The 21129-nt window shown below is 67.6% G+C and carries 21 protein-coding genes; 4 read left to right on the plus strand and 17 right to left on the minus strand.

Annotated features, from left to right (window positions below; all coding sequences use genetic code 11):
• Positions 1 to 25: 25 nt before the first annotated feature.
• The 7 genes from ACWDOP_RS00545 to ACWDOP_RS00575 are packed head-to-tail and all read right to left on the minus strand — an operon-like array spanning position 26 to position 7344.
• Positions 26 to 1114, minus strand: coding sequence for a FecCD family ABC transporter permease (locus ACWDOP_RS00545; RefSeq protein WP_456343231.1), 1089 nt, complete (start codon positions 1112 to 1114; stop codon positions 26 to 28).
• Positions 1111 to 1935: an ABC transporter ATP-binding protein gene (locus ACWDOP_RS00550; protein ID WP_456343232.1), complete on the minus strand. Its 825-nt coding sequence runs from the start codon at positions 1933 to 1935 to the stop codon at positions 1111 to 1113. Before ACWDOP_RS00550 ends, ACWDOP_RS00545 begins: the two co-directional genes overlap by 4 nt.
• A complete protein-coding gene (locus ACWDOP_RS00555; protein ID WP_456343233.1) occupies positions 1932 to 2921 on the minus strand; it encodes a GHMP family kinase ATP-binding protein in 990 nt (329 codons plus the stop codon). The genes ACWDOP_RS00550 and ACWDOP_RS00555 overlap by 4 nt, the downstream gene beginning before the upstream one ends.
• A complete protein-coding gene (locus tag ACWDOP_RS00560) occupies positions 2905 to 4233 on the minus strand; it encodes an MFS transporter (protein WP_456343234.1) in 1329 nt (442 codons plus the stop codon). Before ACWDOP_RS00560 ends, ACWDOP_RS00555 begins: the two co-directional genes overlap by 17 nt.
• Entirely contained in the window at positions 4230 to 5264 is a 1035-nt protein-coding gene (locus ACWDOP_RS00565; protein WP_456343235.1) for a PLP-dependent cysteine synthase family protein, read from the minus strand. The genes ACWDOP_RS00560 and ACWDOP_RS00565 overlap by 4 nt, the downstream gene beginning before the upstream one ends.
• Positions 5261 to 6088, minus strand: a complete 828-nt coding sequence (locus ACWDOP_RS00570; protein ID WP_456343236.1) for a hypothetical protein — start codon at positions 6086 to 6088, stop codon at positions 5261 to 5263. Before ACWDOP_RS00570 ends, ACWDOP_RS00565 begins: the two co-directional genes overlap by 4 nt.
• The gene (locus tag ACWDOP_RS00575; RefSeq protein WP_456343237.1) at positions 6085 to 7344 is read right to left on the minus strand and encodes an ATP-grasp domain-containing protein; all 1260 of its coding nucleotides are present in this window, start codon (positions 7342 to 7344) and stop codon (positions 6085 to 6087) included. The genes ACWDOP_RS00570 and ACWDOP_RS00575 overlap by 4 nt, the downstream gene beginning before the upstream one ends.
• A 286-nt stretch (positions 7345 to 7630) precedes the next feature.
• Here ACWDOP_RS00575 and ACWDOP_RS00580 point away from each other — a divergent pair, with 286 nt between their 5' ends.
• Positions 7631 to 8338: a hypothetical protein gene (locus tag ACWDOP_RS00580; RefSeq protein ID WP_456343238.1), complete on the plus strand. Its 708-nt coding sequence runs from the start codon at positions 7631 to 7633 to the stop codon at positions 8336 to 8338.
• 50 nt (positions 8339 to 8388) lie between these two features.
• Here ACWDOP_RS00580 and ACWDOP_RS00585 read toward each other — a convergent pair whose 3' ends face one another.
• From ACWDOP_RS00585 to ACWDOP_RS00600, 4 genes are all read right to left on the minus strand, one after another.
• A complete protein-coding gene (locus ACWDOP_RS00585; RefSeq protein ID WP_456343239.1) occupies positions 8389 to 9345 on the minus strand; it encodes an oxidoreductase in 957 nt (318 codons plus the stop codon).
• An 85-nt stretch (positions 9346 to 9430) separates the two neighbouring features.
• Complete coding sequence (locus tag ACWDOP_RS00590; protein ID WP_454207134.1) at positions 9431 to 10174, minus strand: nuclear transport factor 2 family protein; 744 nt, start codon at positions 10172 to 10174, stop codon at positions 9431 to 9433.
• 165 nt (positions 10175 to 10339) lie between these two features.
• The gene (locus ACWDOP_RS00595) at positions 10340 to 11866 is read right to left on the minus strand and encodes a flavin-containing monooxygenase (protein ID WP_456343240.1); all 1527 of its coding nucleotides are present in this window, start codon (positions 11864 to 11866) and stop codon (positions 10340 to 10342) included.
• A 96-nt stretch (positions 11867 to 11962) separates the two neighbouring features.
• Positions 11963 to 12589, minus strand: coding sequence for a TetR/AcrR family transcriptional regulator (locus tag ACWDOP_RS00600; protein WP_456343241.1), 627 nt, complete (start codon positions 12587 to 12589; stop codon positions 11963 to 11965).
• 352 nt (positions 12590 to 12941) lie between these two features.
• Between ACWDOP_RS00600 and ACWDOP_RS00605 the strand changes: the two genes are divergently transcribed.
• The 3 genes from ACWDOP_RS00605 to ACWDOP_RS00615 are packed head-to-tail and all read left to right on the plus strand — an operon-like array spanning position 12942 to position 15240.
• The gene (locus tag ACWDOP_RS00605) at positions 12942 to 13748 is read left to right on the plus strand and encodes an alpha/beta hydrolase fold domain-containing protein (RefSeq protein WP_456343242.1); all 807 of its coding nucleotides are present in this window, start codon (positions 12942 to 12944) and stop codon (positions 13746 to 13748) included.
• 32 nt (positions 13749 to 13780) lie between these two features.
• Complete coding sequence (locus ACWDOP_RS00610) at positions 13781 to 14437, plus strand: hypothetical protein (RefSeq protein WP_456343243.1); 657 nt, start codon at positions 13781 to 13783, stop codon at positions 14435 to 14437.
• Positions 14434 to 15240, plus strand: a complete 807-nt coding sequence (locus ACWDOP_RS00615) for an SDR family oxidoreductase (protein WP_456343244.1) — start codon at positions 14434 to 14436, stop codon at positions 15238 to 15240. The genes ACWDOP_RS00610 and ACWDOP_RS00615 overlap by 4 nt, the downstream gene beginning before the upstream one ends.
• A gap of 178 nt (positions 15241 to 15418) precedes the next feature.
• Here ACWDOP_RS00615 and ACWDOP_RS00620 read toward each other — a convergent pair whose 3' ends face one another.
• Genes ACWDOP_RS00620 through ACWDOP_RS00645 form a run of 6 tightly spaced genes read right to left on the minus strand, consistent with a single transcriptional unit; the run spans position 15419 to position 21129 of the window.
• Positions 15419 to 16018 (minus strand): hypothetical protein, encoded by a 600-nt coding sequence (locus ACWDOP_RS00620; RefSeq protein ID WP_456343245.1) that lies wholly within the window; start codon positions 16016 to 16018, stop codon positions 15419 to 15421.
• A 12-nt stretch (positions 16019 to 16030) separates the two neighbouring features.
• Positions 16031 to 16936: an MlaD family protein gene (locus ACWDOP_RS00625; RefSeq protein WP_456343246.1), complete on the minus strand. Its 906-nt coding sequence runs from the start codon at positions 16934 to 16936 to the stop codon at positions 16031 to 16033.
• Positions 16937 to 16980: 44 nt separating this feature from the next.
• Positions 16981 to 18048 (minus strand): MlaD family protein, encoded by a 1068-nt coding sequence (locus ACWDOP_RS00630; protein WP_456343247.1) that lies wholly within the window; start codon positions 18046 to 18048, stop codon positions 16981 to 16983.
• Positions 18045 to 19145, minus strand: a complete 1101-nt coding sequence (locus tag ACWDOP_RS00635; protein ID WP_456343248.1) for an MlaD family protein — start codon at positions 19143 to 19145, stop codon at positions 18045 to 18047. The genes ACWDOP_RS00630 and ACWDOP_RS00635 overlap by 4 nt, the downstream gene beginning before the upstream one ends.
• Positions 19139 to 20137, minus strand: coding sequence for an MlaD family protein (locus tag ACWDOP_RS00640; RefSeq protein ID WP_456343249.1), 999 nt, complete (start codon positions 20135 to 20137; stop codon positions 19139 to 19141). The genes ACWDOP_RS00635 and ACWDOP_RS00640 overlap by 7 nt, the downstream gene beginning before the upstream one ends.
• Positions 20134 to 21129: an MlaD family protein gene (locus ACWDOP_RS00645; protein ID WP_456343250.1), complete on the minus strand. Its 996-nt coding sequence runs from the start codon at positions 21127 to 21129 to the stop codon at positions 20134 to 20136. Before ACWDOP_RS00645 ends, ACWDOP_RS00640 begins: the two co-directional genes overlap by 4 nt.

Raw genomic sequence — 21129 nt, forward strand, 5'->3', positions numbered from 1 at the left:
GTTTTCCTTTCCAGGGGTGAAGAATTCAGGCCGTCGCGCCGGCGCGCAGCCGCCGGACCAGCACGAGCAGCAGTGGCGCGCCGACGGCAGCGGTGACGATGCCGATGGGCAGTTCGCGGGGCGCGAAGACGGTGCGCGCGGCCACGTCGGCGACGACGAGGAACAGCGCCCCGATCAGTGCGCTGACCACCAGGAGATGCCGATGTGTACCGCCGACGCAGAGGCGGGCCACGTGCGGCACGATCAGTCCGACGAAGCCGATCGCACCGGCGACGGCGACCACGGCACCAACGGCGAGCGCCACCGTCAGCAAGGCCCACAGCCGCACCCGGTTCGGTGCGATGCCCAGGGCGCGCGCGGTGTCGTCACCGGCTGCCATGGCATCGAGGCGAGATGCCATGAGCAGCACCGCGATCGCCGCGGTGACGACGACGACGGCGGTGGTCCCCACCGACGACCACGCCGCCGATGCCAGCGAACCGAGCAGCCAGAACAGCACGGTCCGTGCGGCTTCGGGCCGGTCGGAGGCGAAGACCAGGAAGCTCGTGGCCGCGGAGAAGATGTAGCCGATGGTCACCCCGCCCAGCAGCAGCCGCAGCGAGGTCAGCTGACCGTTCATCCGGGCGATGGCGAACAGCAGTGCCGTCGCGACCAGCGCACCCACGAACGCGCTGGCCGCGAGCGCGGCGGTCGTGGTCGCGGCGGCCACACCGAACAGCAGGTAGACCGCGGCGCCGGTGGAGGCGCCCGAGGTGACACCGAGAATGTGCGGGTCGGCGAGCACGTTGCGCACGATCGTCTGCAGGACGGCGCCCGTGATCGCCAGTGCCGCACCGACGAGCGCGCCGAGCAGCACCCGGGGCACGCGCACCAGCCAGATGATGGAATCCTGCGCCGTGGTCCAGTCGGCGGTCGCGGGCAGGCCGGCCGTGTGGTGACCGATGATCCGCGCGACGGTGCCCGGCGGCACCGACACGGGCCCGAGACCGGCCGCGAACAGCACCGCGACAACCAGTGCCGTACCGAGGCCGCCGATCCACAGCAGGGTGCGGCCCCGGTGCCGGGCGTGGTCGAGGTCGTCGGTGACCGAGGTGCCGGACAGCGTCGTGGTCATCGGGCGGCCTCCTCTCGCAGGTCGGTATCGGATGGATCTGCGGCGGTGATGTCGCCGGGCTCGGCGGCCGGGCCGAAGAGCAACTGAACGGCACCGAACGCCTCGGTCCGGCGCACGGTGATGCCGTAGACCGGTTCGAGGACAGGCGGTGTCAGCACCTCGTCGACGGTTCCCGCCGCGGCGACCGTGCCCCGGTCGAGCAGCACGAGTCGGTCGCAGTAGCGGGCGGCCAGGTTCAGCTCGTGCAGGACGACGATCGTGGTGGTTTCGGTCAGTCCGCGCACCAGGCTCAGCAATTCGTGCTGATAGCGGATGTCGAGGTGGTTGGTCGGCTCGTCGAGCAGCAGATGGTCGGCCTGCTGCGCCAGTGCTCTGGCGATGAGCACGCGTTGGCGCTCCCCGCCCGACAGCGTCGCGAACGGGCGATCCGCGAGTGCGCGGGCACCGACGTGTTCCAACGCCGCGGCGGCCGCGATCCGATCATCGCGTGAATAGCCCTGGAACGCACCGACCCATGGGGATCTGCCGAGCAGTACGGTCTCGGCGACCGTCACCGGCGTATCGGGCGGAGACTCCTGTGCGACGACGGCGAGCCGCGCTGCCATGGCTCGGCCGCGCAGTCCGTCGACCGGTGTCTCATCCACCAGGATCGACCCGCTCACCAGGCGCAACGCGCGATACATCAGCCGCAGCAGAGTCGATTTGCCCGAGCCGTTGGGGCCGATCAAACCGATGACGCTGCCGGTGTCGGCGCGAAAAGTGATGTTGTCGAGGGTTATTCGGCCGCCGTAGGCGAAGCTGATCTGATCTACGGTGATCAACGAAGGCTGCTCTCTGTTCGAAACGGCTGTGCCGCGTGGTCCGGGCGTGACGCGGGGATCGCCGCCGCACTCTCGGCTGCCTGATTCCGCCGGGGCGGCGCTACGGGATGCCAGGTGTGGTGCACCGTGCTCGAGCACGCGAATGTCGCGCAAATTCGCTGTGCGGCAGCGACTTTCTCGCTGTAGCACGGGTCGTCGTCGGCGAGCAGGACACCGGTGGTGGTACCGCTGTGCGCCACGACCACGCCGAGCGCGCCCGCCGCTCGAGCCGCCTCGATGGTGGCCTCCAGGTGCGGGCGGGCCCGCCACCGTGCGGCCAGGACCGCACTGCGGGTGGACACCGACCCGATCGTTTTCACGTCACCGCGCTCGACTGCGGTGCCGAGTTCGGCCAGCAGCGTGCTGTACTCGCGCTTCACTTCGGGGCTGAAATACCGTTCGCGCCGGTTGAATTCGACGGTGTCGACCGCGCCGCCCTCGTCGCCCGCCACGATCGTCAGCGGAGGGAGGGTGCCCAGCTCGGCGAGCAGTCGTACCTCGCGATGGAAGTACGCGACCGAACCGGGATACATGACGCCGTCGGACGGTTCGATGGCGCGCAGGTCGGCTTCGAGTTCGCCGATCGTGACGACGCGGCGCTCGGCGTCGGCGACCGCCCGGGCGGTGGCTACCAGATCGGCGGTAGAGCTGGCCAGGCCCTTGCCCTCGGGCAACTCACTGTGCAGGATGAGCCGCCCGCCGCGCAGCAGCGGTGAGCGAGCGACCATCGCCGCGGCCAGCCGCCGCGCCTTCGACTTGTGTTCCGGGACAACGACTACGTCGCCGTCGTTCGGTTCGAAGACCGCGGCCGCGCCGCGGCGAATGGGCAGGGTGACGAGGAAGTGCCGGTCGTGTTCGGCGGTGACGCCCTGCAGCAGTTCGCCGAAACTTCCGAACGCCCGGCCGACGCCGGTGCGCGGCAGCCCGCCGCTATGCGCTTTCGTCATGGGCGGCACCGCCTTTCGTGGCGGGAGACGGAGCGGGCGAGGAGGACGCGACGGGCGGCGTCTCGCCGCCGGGCAGGATGTCGCGCTGATGCAGGCGCAGAATCGCCAGCGCCGACAGCACACCGGCTCCGGCGCAGAGCAGCGCGGGCGGCCACGTCAGCGACCCGCCCGCGCGGTCGAGCACCGCGCCGGTGACCGAGGTCGCCACGACGGTGAACACCCCCGATACCAGGTAGAACGCACCGAAGTAGGTGCCGGTCAGCCGATCTCCGGCGAACCGTCCGATGGCTTCGTTGACGAAGGGGTGCACCGCTGTCACCCCGAGGGCCAGCAGCACGGCGGCCACCACCACCGGCGTGATCCGGACCGCGGCCGATGCGATACCGGTCCCGTCGATCCGTACCAGGTCGTGGGTGCTCGGTGGCAGCAGGAACGCGATACCCATGATCGCCATCCCGAGCGCCATCGCCGGTCCGCGCCGCGGCCTGCGGGACAGAGCGGTGGTGACGCGCACCTGCAGAGCCACGACCGCGATCGTCTCCACCACGAACAGCGTGGCGACGGCCGCGGCGCTGTACCCCGCGCCCGCACTGTCCTGAGCCTGCAGGGTGAACAGGAAGTAGATCTGGCTCTGCAGGGCGAACATCGGCATCAGCGCGAAGGTGAAGGCCAGGAATCGGCGATCGGTGAACACGGTCGCGAAGTCGGCTGTGACGCCGGTGGCGTGCCGGGGCACCGGCCGCGCGGGCAGCAATCGCCACTGCACGACCGCGAGCACCGCGAAGATCGCCGCCGCGACCACCGCCGTCATGCGGAAGCCCGCCGAGACCAGCACGGTGCCGATCACCGGGCCGATCGCGGCCCCGGCGTTGCCGAACACGTTGAACAGCGCGAAAGCCTGGGCCGAGCGCTCCCCACTGTCCCGGGCGATGAACGCGCGGACCGCCGGATTGAACAGTGCCCCGGCGAATCCGGTCAGCACCGCCGCGGCCAGCACCACCGGCAGTGAGCCACCGATGGCGAACAGGGCGAACCCGATCGCCCGGATCGTCAGCCCGATCATGATCACGCCGCGGGCGCCGAGTCGATCCGCCGCCGATCCGCCGATCAGGAACAGGCCCTGCTGGCTGAGATTGCGTACGCCCAGCACGATTCCGACGACGGCCGCCGACAGGGCGAGATCATCCAGGAGATAGTCGGCGAGGAAGGGCACGAGCATGTAGAAGCCGATGTGACCGACGAGGTGGTTCACCAGCAGCAGCCGCACCGCCGGGGGCAGCGTTCGAAACGTCGCCACGGTACCGGGGCTCACGCACGCACCTCCGCGGGATCGCGGACGACGGTACAGCGACCCCAGCCGTGGACTTCGGTGTGATCAGGCGCGTCGATGGTCAGCGGCTCGGACGCCGGTGTGCCCAGCAATCCGTTGGCGCCACACCAGGTGTCGTCGTAGATCGTGCGCAGGTAGCGCTGTGGTCCGTCGGGGAACACGGTGAGCACGCGGGCGCGGGGTTCACGCGCGGCCGCCCAGCCCGCCACCAGTGCGGCCGCGCCGGTGCTCCAGCCACCGGCCAGTCCGGTGCTCGCCGCGAGCCGGCGGCAGGAGGCGATGGACTCGACGGCGCCGACCCAGTGCACCTCGTCGAAGTCGGCGTAGGCGACATTGCGCGGCAGGATCGAACTACCCAGTCCGCGCATGACTCTGCGGCGATCGGGTTGCCCGAAGATCCTGGAGCCGACGGCGTCGACGCCGATCACCCGCAGGTGCGGCCAGCGTTCGCGCAGGACGCGGGTGAGTCCGGCGCAGTGCCCGCCGGAGCCGATCGAGGCGACCAGCACGTCGACGCCCTCGACCTGGGCCAGGATCTCCTCGCCCATGTCCCGGTAGCCGGCCGCGTTGTCGGGGTTGTCGTACTGGTCGGGCCAGTACGCGCCCGGTGTCGCGGCGAGCAATTCGGCCAGGCGATCCAGGCGCGCCTGCTGCCAGCCACCGAGCGGGTGCGGTTCGGTGACCACGTCGAGCGTGATGCCGTACGCGGAGAACAGCGCGCGCAGGTCCGGTTCGAGTTCGTCGTCGACCACGAGCAGCACCGGATGCCCCAGCGCCTTACCGGCCAGGGCGAGGCCCAGACCCAATGTGCCGCTGGTGGATTCGACTATCGTCGCGCCGGGGGCGAGCTCACCGCGCGCGGCCGCGGCCCGCAGCATCGACACCGCGGCTCGCGCCTTCATCCCGGCGACGCTCGCCGATTCGAGTTTGGCCGTGTACCGGTTCTCCCCCGCGCGCACCTGCACCACGGGGGTGCGGCCGATCAACTGCAATAGCTCGGGTTGCGGTGTCATGCCGGCCCCCGGTACGTGATGATCGTGCTCGGTCCGCCGTCGAGGGAGAAGAACGGGTAGGGCTCGGCCGAGACCGCGTGCACTCCGGCGCCGAGGAACCAGGGCAGCACGGCGCTGCCGGTCTGCGCGAACAGCGCCATCGGAATACCGCGTGTGCGCGCTGTGGCGCGCAGGTCGTCGAAAGTGCCGTTCCCCAGGGACATTCCGGTGACGAGCAGGGCATCGACATCGGCGTTCGCCGCATCGACCGATTCGTGAACGGGCTCACCCCATTCGGTGGTTCCGCCCGCGAGATCACAGGGCAGATAGCCGATTCCGCGATTGCGCAGCTCGGCGAGCAGGGATCCCACGACGCCGACGACCAGCACTCTCGTGACGTTCGGGGGCAGCAGATCGATGACGACGGCTGCCCGGCGGCGCGACTTCGTGAGCGATGTCGATCCGTCGATCACCACCGGGGTGCCGTGCGATCCACCCGCGCGCGGATGGGCGTGCGTGTGCATCAGGTAGGCGTCCAGTGCGGCGATCCGGACTTCGGGCACAGGATGATTCAGGAGTTCGGCCACCGTGGCCGCGACGCAGTCGTCGACGAGTTGTTCTGGGGCGGTGCCGGGTTCGAGCCCGCACGAGCCGACCGCGGCGCCGACGCGGATGCTGAGCACCTCGTTCCGGTAGCTTCCGTTGCGCCCGGCGTGCCGGGTGCCGTAGGTGGTGCGAAACGCCGTCGACGCGGACAGCTCCGCAGGCGGTGGGCCGAGGCGACCCGAGCGGGCGACGGCGAGGAGTTCCTCGACCGACGCCGGGCGCGGCACGGTGTCGATCACGCCGCACCGCCCGCGAACTCGAATCGCAGGTCGGCCAGTCGCCGCTGTGCCAGATCGCCCGCGGTGCCGGGCGTCTCGTCGACCACCATGACGTGGCCGAGATAGGTGTTGTTGTCGGTCGCGCGCCGCACCTCGATACCCGGGGCCGGAAGCTTGTGCTCGACGACAGCGGCGTCGGCCGACCAGGACTCGGCGCCGTCGATGCCGGTCAGCCGGCCCGCTCGGTCCGCGACGGCGAAGGCGATCGCCGCGCTCGCGACACCGGTTGTGCGCGAACGCACCTCGGGTTTGCCGCCCGCGACGACGTCCGCGTGGACAGCCGTGAGGTCGATATCCGTGACCCGGCGAATCAGTTCGGTGATGCGATTGCCCGCGGGCCGCGGATTCACCTCGATCAGGCGGGGCCCGTGCTCGGTCAGCTTGATCTCGGTGTGCGCCACGGTCGCGTCGAGACCGAGCGCGGTCACGGCGGCCACCGCGAGGTCGGCGATCGCGGTCGCGTCCGTCTCGCTCAGCGCGGCGGGGAACATGTGGCCCGCCTCGATGAACGCGGGCGCGCCGGTGATCCGCTTGTCGGTGATGCCGATGACCGTCGTCTCGCCCGCGATGGTCACCGTCTCCACGCTGAATTCGGGTCCGGTGAGGAACTCTTCGAGCAGGATCTCCGACGGGCGGCGCTGGCCTCGGGCGTTGACCGCGAAGCCGGCGATCCGATCGACGGCCTCGCGCAACGCGGTCTCGTTCTCGACCAGGCTGACGAACATGCCACCGCACAGGTCGATCGGCTTCACCACGAGCGGGTATCCGAGTTCAGCTGCCGCACTTCGTAGTTCGGTCCAGTCGGCGGCGACCGCGAACCCGGGGCCCGCGACACCGGCGGCCGCGCAGATCGCTCTGGTCCGGTGTTTGTCGCAGGCGGCCGCCACGGCGTCGCGCGCCGAGCCGGGCAACCCGAGATCGGCGGCGATCGCCGCGACCGTCGGGAGATAGTAATCACACGAGGTCAGTACTCCGTCGAAGCCGAAGACACCGTGCAGGTTTCGCACGTGGGGCAGCAGCGACGCCTCGTCGTTGGTCTCGGCGGTGAAGACGTTGTCCGCGCCGAGCAACGGGTGCGCGGCCGTGGTCGCGGTGCGCAGGTAATGCCCGAGATCCCTGGTCAGAAAGCTGAATCTGTGCCCTGCGGCGTCGATTCCCGCCGGGAGCAGGGTGCTCATCGAGCCGACCCAGCTCTCCACCATCAGCAGATGTCCCATACGACCTCCATACTCGAGCAAGATGTTAATGATAACCATTATCATCTATGCTTCGGAAGTCGAACGCCGTCGGCGAACCTCACTCTGGTGGGAATCGCGAGGTCGGCGCGGAAAGTCGTTACCCCGTCCGGGTTTTCGCTCACCGCCACCGCCACGAGAGCTCGATCCGCCGTCTTGCGGCGCGATCGGATGCTCCGCTGACGCGCGCCCGACACCGACCGAACACCCGCGAGAACCAGCGCACCGGGCACGCCCGGCACGCTGACACCGAGAACAAGGAATACCGATGAGGACAATCACCCGAGCCCGCGCGCACCTGACCGCGGGATTGATCGTCGCGGCCCTCGCCGCCGCCACCGGGTCTGCGGGCGCCGCCCCTGAGCCCGCCACCGCCGATGTGATCAACTACTCGGCGACCAACACCGAAACGAACACGATCATCCGAACCGATGCCGGTTCCATGGTCGTCGAGGACGGCGTCTTCAAGGTCAAGGCCGCCAACGGCGCGACCGTCGCGGGCACCGAATTGAACTTCCGGGTGGACGATTTCGTCTTCCCGATCGCCGCCGAGATCACCGACCGCACCGCCACCCTGACGCCGAAGTTCGACATCGCGCGCGCTGTCTACAAGCCGGTCGCGCTGCCGTACGAGAACGTGGCGCCGTGGAAGACCGAATACGATCGCGAAGTGGCCGCGTGGTCGCGCATGACCAGCACCATCTCCCTCGGCGCCAGCATCGCCACCGTGGTCGGCGGCATCGGCGGCGCGGCCCTGGGCTGCGTCGCGGGCGGCATCGCCGGCACGGCCCTGACCGGTGCCCTGGCCACGATGTTCGGCGCGGGCCCCGTCGCCGGTTGCCTCATCGGCGCGGCCGCGACCGGCTTCATCGGCACCGTGGCCGGCCAGATCTTCATCACCGCGCCGGTGGCGATTCTGGCTGCGGTGCAGTACTTCACGACCATCAACCAGCCGTTCACCCCGCCCGCGAAGTAGAAGGTAGGGACCGGGTCACGCCCTGATCGCTAGGCGAAACCGGAGGGTGGCTATCGCGGATCTCGCGGTAGCCACCTCCCGCGTGTTGGCAGGTCGATCCCGATCCCGGTTTCGTTTTCGGAGACCCGCCACAAGACACGGATGGCCTCGAGAGTCTTCTGGCTCCTGCTCACATGGCGTGGGACCGCCGGCCCTCTCGCGACGAACAGCGGAGCGCACAACTGTCCTCCCCGCACTGCCGGATCGGTCGCGGCCCGCAGCTGCGGGCCCGCACCGTCGGCCGGCCGCATCCCTACCGCGTGGGTCGCCAGATCCAGAAGCCGCTGGGAAACACCATGTTCCGAGGAGCGAACGCTGGTTGCTGTCAAGTCCGTTCTCGCGGCACCGGGATGGGCGATGACGCTCGCGCTGCCGACTCCCGCATTGTCGAAGACCTGCTGGAGGCCGAGCCCGAAGTGATAGTTCGCGAGCTTGGCCTGACCGTAAGCCCGCCACGGGCCATAGTTTCCGCGCAGATGGACGTTCTGCGGATCGAGCGGACTCCCGATCCAGCGGGCCATGCTGGTCACGGTGACCACGCGAGATCCTCTGGCGCGCAGTAGTGCCGGCATCAGCAACGCGGTGAGAGTCCAGTGCCCGAGGTGGTCGACCCCCAGTTGCTGTTCGTAGCCGTCGACGGTGTGGGCTTCGGCCGTTCCCATCACGCCGGCGTTGTTGATCAGCAGGTCGATCTTTCGGTGCGTGGCGGTCAGGGTTTGCGCTGCATGGTGTACCGATGCCTGGCTGGCGAGATCGAGGGGAAGTATCTCGACCGTCGCGGCCGGGAGCGTCGACAACAGCGCAGCGCGGGCAGCTTCTGCCTTGCGCTGGTTGCGAACCGCCATCACCACGTGCGCGCCGCGAGCGGCGAGCCGGTAGGTGGTCTCGTATCCGAGGCCACCGTTCGCGCCCGTCACCACCGCCACGCGCCCGTTCTGATCGGGGATACACGCGGGAGTCCAGGTCATCGCAGCCTCGGTCGTCGGTCGTCGGTCACTTCGGAAACGGTTGTGTCCGGGCGCATCGGAGGCGCGCGCCCGGAATCAGACCGGGCTACTTGCGGATTCGTTCGCCGATTCGCTTGGTGACCGCCGGAATCTTGGAGGCCGCCATCAGTGTCCGGAAGGGCCAGCTGTCATCGCGCGGGAGAATTCCCGCGCGCTGGACGCCATCGAGGAAGTCGTAGAGGGTCTCGCCCTCTTCCATCAGGCCGTCCTGGTTGAAGTGGTAGCGGTCCACCGCCGGCGCCTGGATGAAACGGCCGGTGCCGTAGATCGTCGGTGAGTTCTGGTCGTACGGGTACAGCCGCAGCGGCCCGCTCCAGTGCCCACTGCCGATGTAGCGGATCACGGTGCGGACGGTGCCGTCGGGCTGAACGTCGATGTAGACCTGGTCCGGGAGCGGGTCGTAGCGCCAGTCCGGGATGGCGTCGAAGAACGCGAAGTTGTATTTGACGAACTCGTCGATGCCGACGATGGTGCGCCCGAACGTGGTGACGTCGGTGTAGCGGATGTCCTGGGCGTAGAGCTCGTCGTTGATGCTCATGTCGCGGACCAGGAAGCTCCACCAATACTTCTTGGCCCACACCATGATCCACGACAGGTCCCTGTCGTGCCGCTCACTCAGGTAGTCGAGCTTGACCGCGAAGTCCGCGAACCACTGCTTGGTGGACGCCTGCAGTTCGGGCTCGGACAGCGCGCGGATCGGGACCGCGCGATTGGAGTCCAGGAACTCCGGCGCGGGTCGCGACAGGCGTGGGCGTGCGAGCGCCTTCTGGAACTCTTCCTCGTCGAACATGTCGATTCCTTCTCTCCGGCGCGGGCGGACAGCCCCTAACTGGAATCACATGATTCCTCTGGAATCAGGTGATGTCAATACGCGGTTCGCGGTCCGTATGCATGCCGTGCCAACTCGTGTCACCACGGACTATTTGGCTGACAGCCCCTGGATCCCGCCGGGAGATCACTCGTACGTGTAGTCGTCGAGCGGGAAGGTTCGGCTCGTCCACCAGGCCTGCAGGCCGGTGGTCGGGCGCAGCGAGCTGAAGTCGCCGTGGTGGTCGAAGTAGTAGCTGTTGGCCGAATCGCAATTGCTCACCGCGAGTAGGGAGCTCTGCGCACGGCTGCGAACGAAACGCAGGAAGCGGGCGTTCGCTTCGGCACGTACCGCCACCCGGTCGGCGCCGCGCGACTTGGCTTCGATCAGGACTCGTGCGATGTGATTGGCCTGGTTCTCGACCATCAGGTGGTAGGAGCTGCCGGACCACGAGTAGGGCCCGAACAGCGTGAAGGCGTTGGGCAGCTGCGGGAGACTGACCCCTTCGTAGGACTGCAGCGGTTCGTTTTCGTAGAAGTCGGCGAGATCGAATCCGTCGCTGGTGGAGATCGGCGCGCGCCGATAGTTGATAGGTTCGTGCGCGAAGTGAAATCCGGTGGCCAGCACCAGGATATCGATGTCGTGTTCGGTCCCGTCCTTCGTGCGAATCCCGCGCGGGGTGATCCGCTCGATGGATTCGGTGACGAGGCTGACGTTGTCCCGGGCGAAGGTTCGGTACCAGGCGTTGGAGACACTGGGCCTCTTGCAGCCGAAATCGTAATCGGGAGTGAGTTTTTCACGAATCTCGGGATCTCTGACCTGAGCGAAGAGCAGGGCGCGGCTGGTAGCGGCCAGCCCACGCGCCAGGGGTGCTACCGATGTCCCGTACGCGGCTACGGCCACCAACAGGACTTCGACCTGGGCGGTGAAGGCCAGCCGCAACGCGCTCTGCGCTCCGGGCACGGCCTCGATCGCGCGTTGCACGGGAGCGGGGATGGGCACATCGAGTTTGGGAAGCACATAAATCGGTCGGCGCTGGAAAACCGTCAGATGTTTCGCATGTTCGGCGACCACGGGCACCAACTGCACAGCGCTGGCGCCGGTGCCGATGACCGCGACTCTCTTGCCCTCCAGATCGCAGTCATGATCCCAGTGCTGCGATTGCATGACGGTACCGGTGAAATCGTCGAGGCCCGCGATGGTGGGGGTACGCGCGTTGACGAACGGACCCAGGGCTCCGATGACGAATCTGGCAGTGATCTCGCCGCGGTTGGTTCGCAGGTGCCATAGGCGATCCTCTTCGGACCAGCGTCTTTCGAGGACCTCGGTGCCGAGTTCGATATGCGGTCCGATGTCGTATTTCTCGACGCAGTGATCGATGTACTGCTTGATCTCCCAGCCTTTCGGGAACAGGCGTGACCATCGTGGGTTCTTCTCGAACGAGAACTGATAGCTGAACGAAGGCACATCGGCGCCGACGCCGGGATAGACGTTGTCGCGCCATACTCCGCCGACGTCGTTCCCCCGTTCGAGCACGACGAAGTCGGTGAATCCCTTGCGGCGCAGCGTGATTGCCATGCCGACACCGGATAGCCCCGCTCCGATGACGACGATGTGCCGGTCCGGCCGGACCGAACGGGAGCGGGTGCCGCGGGGAGCTGTCTCGGCGGTCATGAACACGTCCTTCTATCGACAACAAAGAAGCATCGACTGCTTCAAGTTGAAACGGATGATTCAACTTGATGCCGCCCGTTGTCAAGGACCGATCGGTCAGGAGTGCCGCTGCGCAGCGTCCAGCAGGGCGAAGACGACCTCCACGGCGGTGTCGGCCAGGCGATCGCGATCGACGAGCAGTCGCCCGTCGACCCAATCGAGATAGAGGGAAATCAGAGCGCCGCTCAAGGCCGTGGCCGCGAGCGCCACATCCTCGTCGGTTTGTGGAGTGACCGCGCCCGCCTCGGCGCCGAGCAGGGGTACCAGCATCCGCAGGAATGCCGGCGCGCGATCGGACCCATGACGTCGCAGGGTGTCGTCCGCGAGGGGTTCGCGCAGGAGTATGCGCGCACGACGTGGATCCTCCTCGAAGTACGCGGCGCAGATCTCGAAGATCGATCTGATCGCGACACGCAGGCCGGCGTCGGTGCGTACCGGTTGCATGCGCTCGAACAGGCGCAGCTCGACGCGGTCGTAGACGGCGACGATGAGATCCTCGCGCGAGTCGAAGGTTTCGTAGAAGTAGCGGGGACTCAGGTTGACCTGCCTGATCACCGCGCGCATCGTCACCGCCGCCGCGCCTCCGGTGCCCAGGAGTTCCTCGCCGGCGTCGAGCATCTGCTCGCGCCGATCCAGGGAGCGGTCCACGAGCGTCTGGCCGCGCCACTTTTTCGGAGAGTCCATGAGCAGATCCTCTCATTCGCTATCGAGTGACGGGCGGCCCGACATCGGCCTATTGACATCATATGATTCAACATGAATCATATGATTCATCATCAGGTCGGTGTCGAAACGCGGTGTCCGCACCCGCTCCCCGGCTCCACCCGGAACAGCCAGAAAGGCGATTCGGATGACCACCCTCCCCCTGCCCCATCACCACACCGGCAGCGGTGCGCGTCGAAGCCCCAGCCCGCAATCCCGGCTCGCCACGTCGTTGGTAAGGGCAGCCGTTCGCCCGGTGCTTCGGCAACTTCCGATCGGAGCGTCACTGTTCCGCACCGCTCCCCTGGTCGATCTCGGCGCGCGCCTTCTACCTGTGCGGACGCCCGTCGACATCGAGGCCACCACCGCGGGAAACATCCGGTGCGAGATCATCCGAGCGGCGGGAGTCGCCCCCGACTTCCAGCGTGGCGCGGTCCTCTACTTCCACGGCGGCGGATTCGTCGCCGGAGGATTCCGTACTCACCGCCGGCTCGCCGCGCTGCTGTCGCAGCACACCGGACTTCCCGTGGTCCAGGTCCGGTACCGATATCTGCCGGCAGCCACGGTGCCCGAATCGATGAGCGACTGCCTCGCGTCCTACCGGTGGCTGCTCGGGCGCGGTGCCGCACCGGAATCGGTGGTCTTCGCCGGCGATTCCGCCGGGGGCTTGCTGGCAGTGAACACCGCGCTGCGAGCGCCGGCGGCCGGGCTTCCCGCACCGGCCGCGGTGATCGCCATCAGCGCCTGGCTCGATCTGGATCTGACCACCAAGCTCGCACACCGCAACGCTGCCACCGAGGCCTACCTGCCCGCGTCCGCGTTCACCCGCATCGCGGAGTTGGGCTGCGCCCGACAGGGACGGGTGGATCCGGAGTTGTCCCCGGTCAACGGGAAGCTCGAAACCCTGCCGCCGACGCTCTTGCTGTGTTGCGACGACGAGTTCCTGCGCTTGGACGCCGAAGTCATGGCCGCCCGGCTCGCCGCGGCCAACGTCCCGGTCGAGCTGCACATCTGGCACGGCCAGATCCACGCGTTCCCCGTCATATTTCCGTACCTGCCCGAAAGCAGTGAAGCCGTCGCGGTGATCAGCCGGTTCGCGCGCAAGCACGCGCGGCCGGTATCACCCACCGCCGCCGCCTGAACCAACGCCCCACCCTCGCAAAGGAATAGCTCATGTCCATCTCCGCGGCCGCACCGCCGGCCACCACATCACTGCTCACCGAACTGCGCGAACTCGCCGACACGGCCCCCGCACGCGCGGCCCTAGCATGCTGGGAGTATCTGTCCCTGGCTTCCGATGCCAACGATCGCGACCTGCTCTCGGCACTGTTCTCCCGGGGCACACCGCCCGCGCTGGACGGCGACTACGACGGCATCGTCGCCGGCAAGCTGTTCGGGTTGCCGGCACTGGCGCTGGCCAACCCAATCATCGCGCTGGAGCCGGGCTGGGTGGGCAAGAGGTTCGACGCCCGGACCGGGACCGGAAACAACCGCATGAATCGCAACGCCTACCTGGCACTGCGCGCTCTGCTTCCCCGATATCGTGGCTGGCAGCGAACGGGCACGGTGTACAACGGAATTCGGTTCGAGTACCGCATCGAGCGCGCCGCACTCGCGCCGTTCGTACAGGTCGCCGCGGTCACCTACACCGCACCCGAACTCGGCAACCCGATCGGACCGCTGTTTCCCATGGACCGAGTCCGCGACGAGATCGTCGAATTGGTCCCCGGGGTGTATCTGGGACGCGCACTGCTGACCCTGCGTAGCAACGAATCCCGTGTTGTCAGCTACTTCGCGATGCGCACGCCGCAGCGCGAGGTGCAGCTGTGATCCGCCTCGACGGCGCCGTCGCCTGCGTCACCGGCGGTGGCCGCGGAATCGGACGTGCGACCGCCGCCGCACTGGCCGCACGTGGCGCTCGAGTCTGGATCGGCGACATAGACATCGACGTGGCGCGCGCGACAGCCGACGAAATCGGCTGCGACGCAGCGCTACTGGATGTCACCGACCCCGCCAGCTTCACCGAGTTTCTGAACCTCGCGGGGCGAAGCGGTCCGGTCGACGTTCTGGTCAACAACGCGGGGATCATGCGCCTGAGCCCCTTCCTCGAGCTCGATCTCGCCGGGCACCATCGCGAACTGGCCATCAATGTCGGTGGTGTGGTGAACGGCATGAGCCTGGCTCTGCCGGGCATGGTGGACCGCGGGCGCGGGCACATCGTCAACGTCGCGTCGATGGCAGCCAAGGTCACCACGCCGGGTGTGGCGGTGTATTGCGCGTCCAAATTTGCCGTCGCGGCGCTCTCCCGGGCTGTGCGTGCCGAACTCGTCGGGACCGGCGTGAGTATCACCACGGTGATGCCCGCCGCGGTGCACACCGAACTCACCTCGGGGGTGAACCTGAGCCTGCAACCCACCCTCGAACCCGATCAAGTCGGCCGAGCCATCGTCGACACCGTGCGTCACCGGCGCGCGGAGGTCACCGTCCCACGCTGGCTCGCTCCGATCGGCGCGATCGAGCAGGGAGTTCCCGAAACCGCACTCAACGCGATAAAGCGCCGTTTCGTCGGACCTGATCCAGGGCGCTTCGAAGCCGACTCGCGCCGCGCATACCTGGACCGGCTCACACGCTGACCATCCATTACGCCGGTCCGGTCCCCGGTGCAGATCGAGAGCAAGGCGCTGCGCCGTGGGAGGTCGACACTGCCCTTGCACAACAGTTCCCGGCGGGACACACGACATCGCCGAGAACCTGAACAGCCCGCCCTCGCGTCGATTTCCATTCGACGCGAGGGCATTTCATGTGTGTGCGCTACTTCGCGCCCGTAGGCATCACCCCGTCGAGCCCACCGACATCGATAATCTTCCAGCCGTCGTTCTTGTCCAAGGTCACCGTGTAGGTGACCGTTGTCTGGTTGGCCTCGGCGGCCTGGGCGCTGGTCGAAGTCACCGTGACAAAGGTGTGCACCACATACACGCCGGCGTTCTCCGACGAGGTCGTCGCCGCGATCGGTGACGCGCTCGAATGCCAGCGCAGCGGCACCAGAATTTCTTTCAACGTGGGTGCGGTCGCATCGAACTTGGCCGCCAACTGGCTTGCCGTCCCGGCCTTGAGACTGCCCAGCCACGCATCCAAATTCTGGAAGTCGACCGTGGCCGCGCCGACGGCGTAGTCCCGAGCGAGCTGCTCGGCACGGTCGCGATCCGCGGCGGCGGTGCGCTCGGCCGCGAGATCGTCGCGGGCGCTCACTAGGAACACCGCCAAGACCGCGGCGACCACCACCAGCGCCGCGCAGGCGATCGCCAGCAGCAGGGTGTTTTTCGACACGACCACGACACCTTTGCGAGGCACGGTGGCCGCCGAATCAGGTTCGGAATCGGTGTCTTCGGTGAGTGTGGCGAGATCGGCCATGGGGTCCTCCGGTTACTTCAGGGTGATACGCAAGTGCACGGTGTCGTCGGTGCCGACTGCGGCGAGCGCTTGTGAGATCAGGGCTCCGAGGTCGATCGACGCCGACGACGGTGTGCCGGCCAACGGGGCCAGTACGGGGGCCAGGCGCGCGAGTTCGGGGCCGTGTTCGTCGAGCCAGGCCGTCGTGCGTTCAAGCACGGGGACGAGTCCGTCGCCTTCGAGATACATGGCCGGGGTGTCGCCGACGTTCGATATGCCGGCCAGCGAGTCGACGATCTCGCTGAAGCGTTGCGCGAACAATGTCCACAGCGGTGCCGCCGACACGGCCGACGGTTCGAACCATTCCATGTCCCCGCCCATGTCCTGCAAGTCCTTCATGAGTTGTTCGAGTTGAGGCATCCGCGCGATCAGGGTGGCGCTGAGCAGTTCGGTCGCGCGGCTCAGAGTCGGAGTCACCGAATCGGTTCCATCGAGGGCGCGGTCGAGGGTGCCGGTCAGGGAGGCGATGACGGCCGGGTCGAGTTCGGAGAGCAGGTGCGTGAGTGAGCGTGCCGCCTGTGACAGTGACAGCGGCTCGCTCACCTGACGGGTGTCGAGTTCTTGTCCGTCCCGCAGGAACGGGCCGGTTGCGGACTCGGGGCTGAACTCGATGTACGGCTCGCCCAGCGCCGACAGTGTCTCGATACGCACTGCGCTGGTGACCGGGATCTGCGGGTGACCGCGCAGTCGCAGAGCCACTTTCACGCGCCGGCCCGTGTAGTCGATGCGCTCGACTTCGCCCACGTCGATGCCGCGCAGCAGCACCGGGGAGCCTTCGGCCAGTGACCCCGACCGTTCGAGCAGCATCGTCACCGTGGTGCGTTGCTCGAACGGGTCGATCTGCGCGATCGACACCGTCAGGTACGCGCTGCCGACCACGAACACCGTGGCGATTCCGAGCAGGGAAGCCCATGTTCCGCGGGTCACCGGACGGCTCCGAGCATGCGCAGGGTCTGCAGCACGACATCGACCTGGTCCTGCGTCGAGGGCTGCGGATTCGCGCCATCGTCCACGGTGACCGACCGCAGGTTCACCGCCGGTCCGTACCGCACCCACGGAATGATCTTGTCGCGCAGCAGTGCGGTGATCAGGTTCAGATTCGAGGGCGCGTTCAGGTCGAACGGACGCGAGGTGAACAGCATCGGCATCACCGCCCTGGCCGCGTCATCGGCGCCCTGCAGGGCGGGGGCCAACCAGGTCAGGGCTCGGCTGATCTCGGCGATTCTGCCGAAGAGGCCCAGTGCGTTGATCAGCGAGGACACCGCGTCGACGAGCTGACGTACCTCGGTGTCGGTGAGGATGTCAGCGGCCAGCGGCGCCGAGCGTGCGGCGTCGGTGGTGACGTCGGTGAGCCCGGTGAGGAACACATCGACGTCATCGAGGTTCGCGGCCAGATCGTCGGCGTTGACCGCGATGTTCCGTGCGGCTCGTTCGGTGTCGGTGATCTGTTGTGGCAGTGCGGAATCGAGGTCGCGGACCAGGTCCTGGAATCGATCGATCGAGCCGCCGTTGATGAACGTGGCCAGGATCGCCATGGTGTCTTCGACCTGGTTGGCCGCGCGGGTCCGGGTCAGCGGGATGCTCGCGCCGTCGGCCAGCGCCGGGCTTGTCGCCACGGGCGGTGGTATCAGCGTGACGTTGATATCGCCCAGCACGGTCTGCTGGCGGAGCTCGGCGCGGGTGGTGGCGGGCAACCGGACCGACTCGCGCAGACGCAGCTCGACCACGGCGTAGCCCGGGACGAAGGTGGGGGTGGTGACCGGGTCGATGATGGAAACCGCTGCGACCGTGCCGATCTGCGCGCCGTTGGCGAATACCTTGGCTTGTGCGGGCAGATTGAGAACGTCGGTGAACTGGGCTTGCACCCGATAGGTCGGCCCCTGGATCCGGGTTCCCGGGACCGGGATGGTGGCCGGATCGAATCCGCACGCCGACACCACGAGGGTGGCGGCCAGTACCGCGCCCATTGTCAGATGAGATCGGGTGCTCATCGTGTCACCGCCGATCCGAGTACGAGTTGGGCCAGGTCGATGTGAGGTGTTGCCGCCGAGGGGTCGCACAGGCCCGGACGCAGTGCCTGCAACGCGGCACACACCGGGGCGGCGTCGGTGGCGTTCAACGCGATTCGCGGGGCCGCGTAGTGGACGGTGATCGCTCCGCTGTCGGGATCGACGACGTTGCTGAAGCCGCCGGCCAGTGCGGGGATCATCTGCAGGATCTCCTGCATGCCACCGACGTTGACGCTGGCCCAGTGCAGGAGCGGGACGAGCGCGTCGAGTCCGCGAACCAGTTGCCCGCCGGCCAGCATGCTCAGGTCGTTGAGCATCGGCAGGACCCGGCGCAGGGCGTCGCCGAGTTCGACAACCATGGGGAAGAGTTGATTGTCCAGGACCTGGAAGGTCGCCGAGAATCTGGTGAACATCGCACCGACGTCGGTCCATCCGCGGTTGGCGCTGGCGGCCAGCGACGACAGGGCGTCGATGATGCGCCCGAGCCGGGCGATCCCGACGTCCGGGTTGCTCAGGGCGGCACCGAGTGTGGTGATCACGGTGTTGATCCGGTCGCCGGTTCCCGTGCTCGCCTGATCGAGGGTCCGCAACGCGGCACCGATACCCGGGCCCTGCCCCTCGGAATCGCCCAGCTGCTGTGACAGGTCGGTGAGTGCCTGCAACGCCCGAGACATGCTCTTGGGGGTCAAGGTGCGGGTGATGCAGGTCGCCGGATCCCACGGTGTGTCGGAGTTCTCGCTCAACAGTGCCAGGTCGCGGTCCGCGACGATGCTGTCGGCGACGGTGGTGGCCGAGAGTTCCGCGCCGAGACGGTGATTGTCGGCGACGGTGAAGTCCACACGCACCGAGTCACCTTGGTAGGTGATCTTTTGCACGGCACCGACCGCAATCCCGCGCAGTGTCACTGTGCTGTGCGGGTAGAGCCCGACCGTGTCGGGCATGATCGCGCAATACGTGCGCGTGCTGTGGGCGGGCCCGGTGTAGAGCAGGTATCCGGCGACGGTGAGGACGGCGATGATCACGGTTCCCGCGATGGAGATCAGTGCTCGTGATCCGAGCAGGCGCACCAGCATCAGCATCCCCGTCCGGGTACCGGCACGCACAGTCCCGAGGAGGGCACGCTCTGCGCGGAATGGTCGATGTCGAGTCCTTGGGGGGTGAGCAGATTCGCGGTGCCCGAGACCAGGGCGCGGATCGAGGCGAGCATCGGATCGAGCCGGTCGGCCAGCTGTGCGAGTTCGGGCCCGAGCTGGGACAACGCGGGAATGAGCGGCTCGAGGGCTTCGGCGTAGGTTCCTTCGAGACCGGCGATGCGTTGCACGACGCTGACGGTCATCGTTCCGGCGGCGCGCATCTCGCTCTGTTTGTCCAGCACGATCGATTCGAGTCTGTTGACGCTGACCACGAATCGGCCCAGCTGGGTCTTGGTCTGTTCCAGCGATCCCGCGTATTCGTCGACGATCGCCAAGGTTTGGGAGATCTGAGAGTTCTGCCGGTCCAGCACGTCGACGAAACTGGTTATCCCGTCGAGCATCTGACGCAGGCTCGCCGGGGCCGCGGTCAGCGCCGCGGCGGTGTCGGTGAGATTGCGGCGCAGCGACGTGCCGTCCAGGGCGCTGACCGGGGCGATCGCGTCCTGGAACACCCGTGCCAGGCTGTAGGGCAGGCTGACGCGGTCGGCGGGAATCACGTTCTCGCCCAACGGTTCCTCACCCGCCGGGGTCAGCGCAATGTAGTGTCCGCCCACGAAGGTGAGCATCCGTACCTGCATACTCGACTCGCGGCCCACGAATACCGAGTCCTGAACGGTGAAGCCCACACGCACATGGTCCGGTTCGAGTTCGAGCGAGGTGACTTCCCCGACCGGCAGGCCGGCCACCCTGACCCCGTCACCGACCGACAGCGATTGTGCGTCGGTGACCAGCGCGGTGTAGGTGCGACTGCCGATCGGCAGCACCGAGACCAGCCCGGCCGCGCCGAGCACGACCGCGATCACGACGATGCCCAGCAGGCCGTGACGCAACTGCCGGCGGGCTTGCCGCTCGGCCGATCCGATTCCGGTGGCGTTCATCGGCACACCGCCACACGCTGTCCGGCGACCAGCACCGAGAACGGCAGGGGCAGTTCGGCGTTCCCGCGCGAGCATCCCAGATCCAGCGCCGAGGTGGCACTGGGTTGGTGGGCGGTGAGCGACTGTAGCAATCCGGGTAGCCGTTCCAGCGTCTGGGCGGCGTCCTGGGGGTTGGGGAACAGGGTGCGCACCAGGTTGTCGAGGTCGGTGTTGGCGTTGGGTGTGAGTCCGAGGGTCTGCAGCAGGCTGTCCAGCGGTGCCATGATCGCCGGTGCTGTCATCGCGAAGTCCACGACGCCTTCGACTTTGCGTTGGAGTTCGTCGAAAAGGTTGGCCAGCTGGGTCATCAGGACCACGGTCTGCGGTGACTTGCCCGACAGGTGCTCCGAGACCTGGGCGAGGTTGCCGATCAGGGTCGAGAGCACCGCTTGGCGGTCGGCGGCGTAGCCGCTCAACTCCGCCAGCGAATCCAAGGCCGGTCCGATGCCGGCGCCGTCTCCTTCGATGACCGCGATCAGGCTCTGGCTCAGGTGGTTGAGCGCGTCCGGGGAGAACTCGGCCAGGACCGGCCGCAAACCGTTGAACAAGATCGTGACGTCGAAGGAGGGCACCGTGTGGGTGGGGTCGATCGTCGTTTCGGGTGCGATCGGATTCCCGGCGGTGTCCGGTTGCTGGATGTCGAGATACCGCTGGCCGGTGAGGTTCTTGTAGCGGATCGCGACCCGGGAGTTGTCGAACAGGGTGCGGTCGGTTTGGACGGTGAACCCGACCCGCGCGAGATACCCGTCGAGTGCGACGGATTCGACCTTGCCGATCTCGACACCGAACATGCGTACGTCGTCACCGGTTTTGAGTCCGCTGGCATCGGTGAACAGCGACTCGTATCGCTCGGTACTGTCACGGACCGGCCGCTCGATAGCGGTCACGATCCCCGCGAGCAGGGCCACGATCACGACCGCGAAGGCACCGAATTTCACTGCGAGTTTGAGCAC

The sequence above is a fragment of the Nocardia sp. NPDC003693 genome, assembly GCF_053981095.1.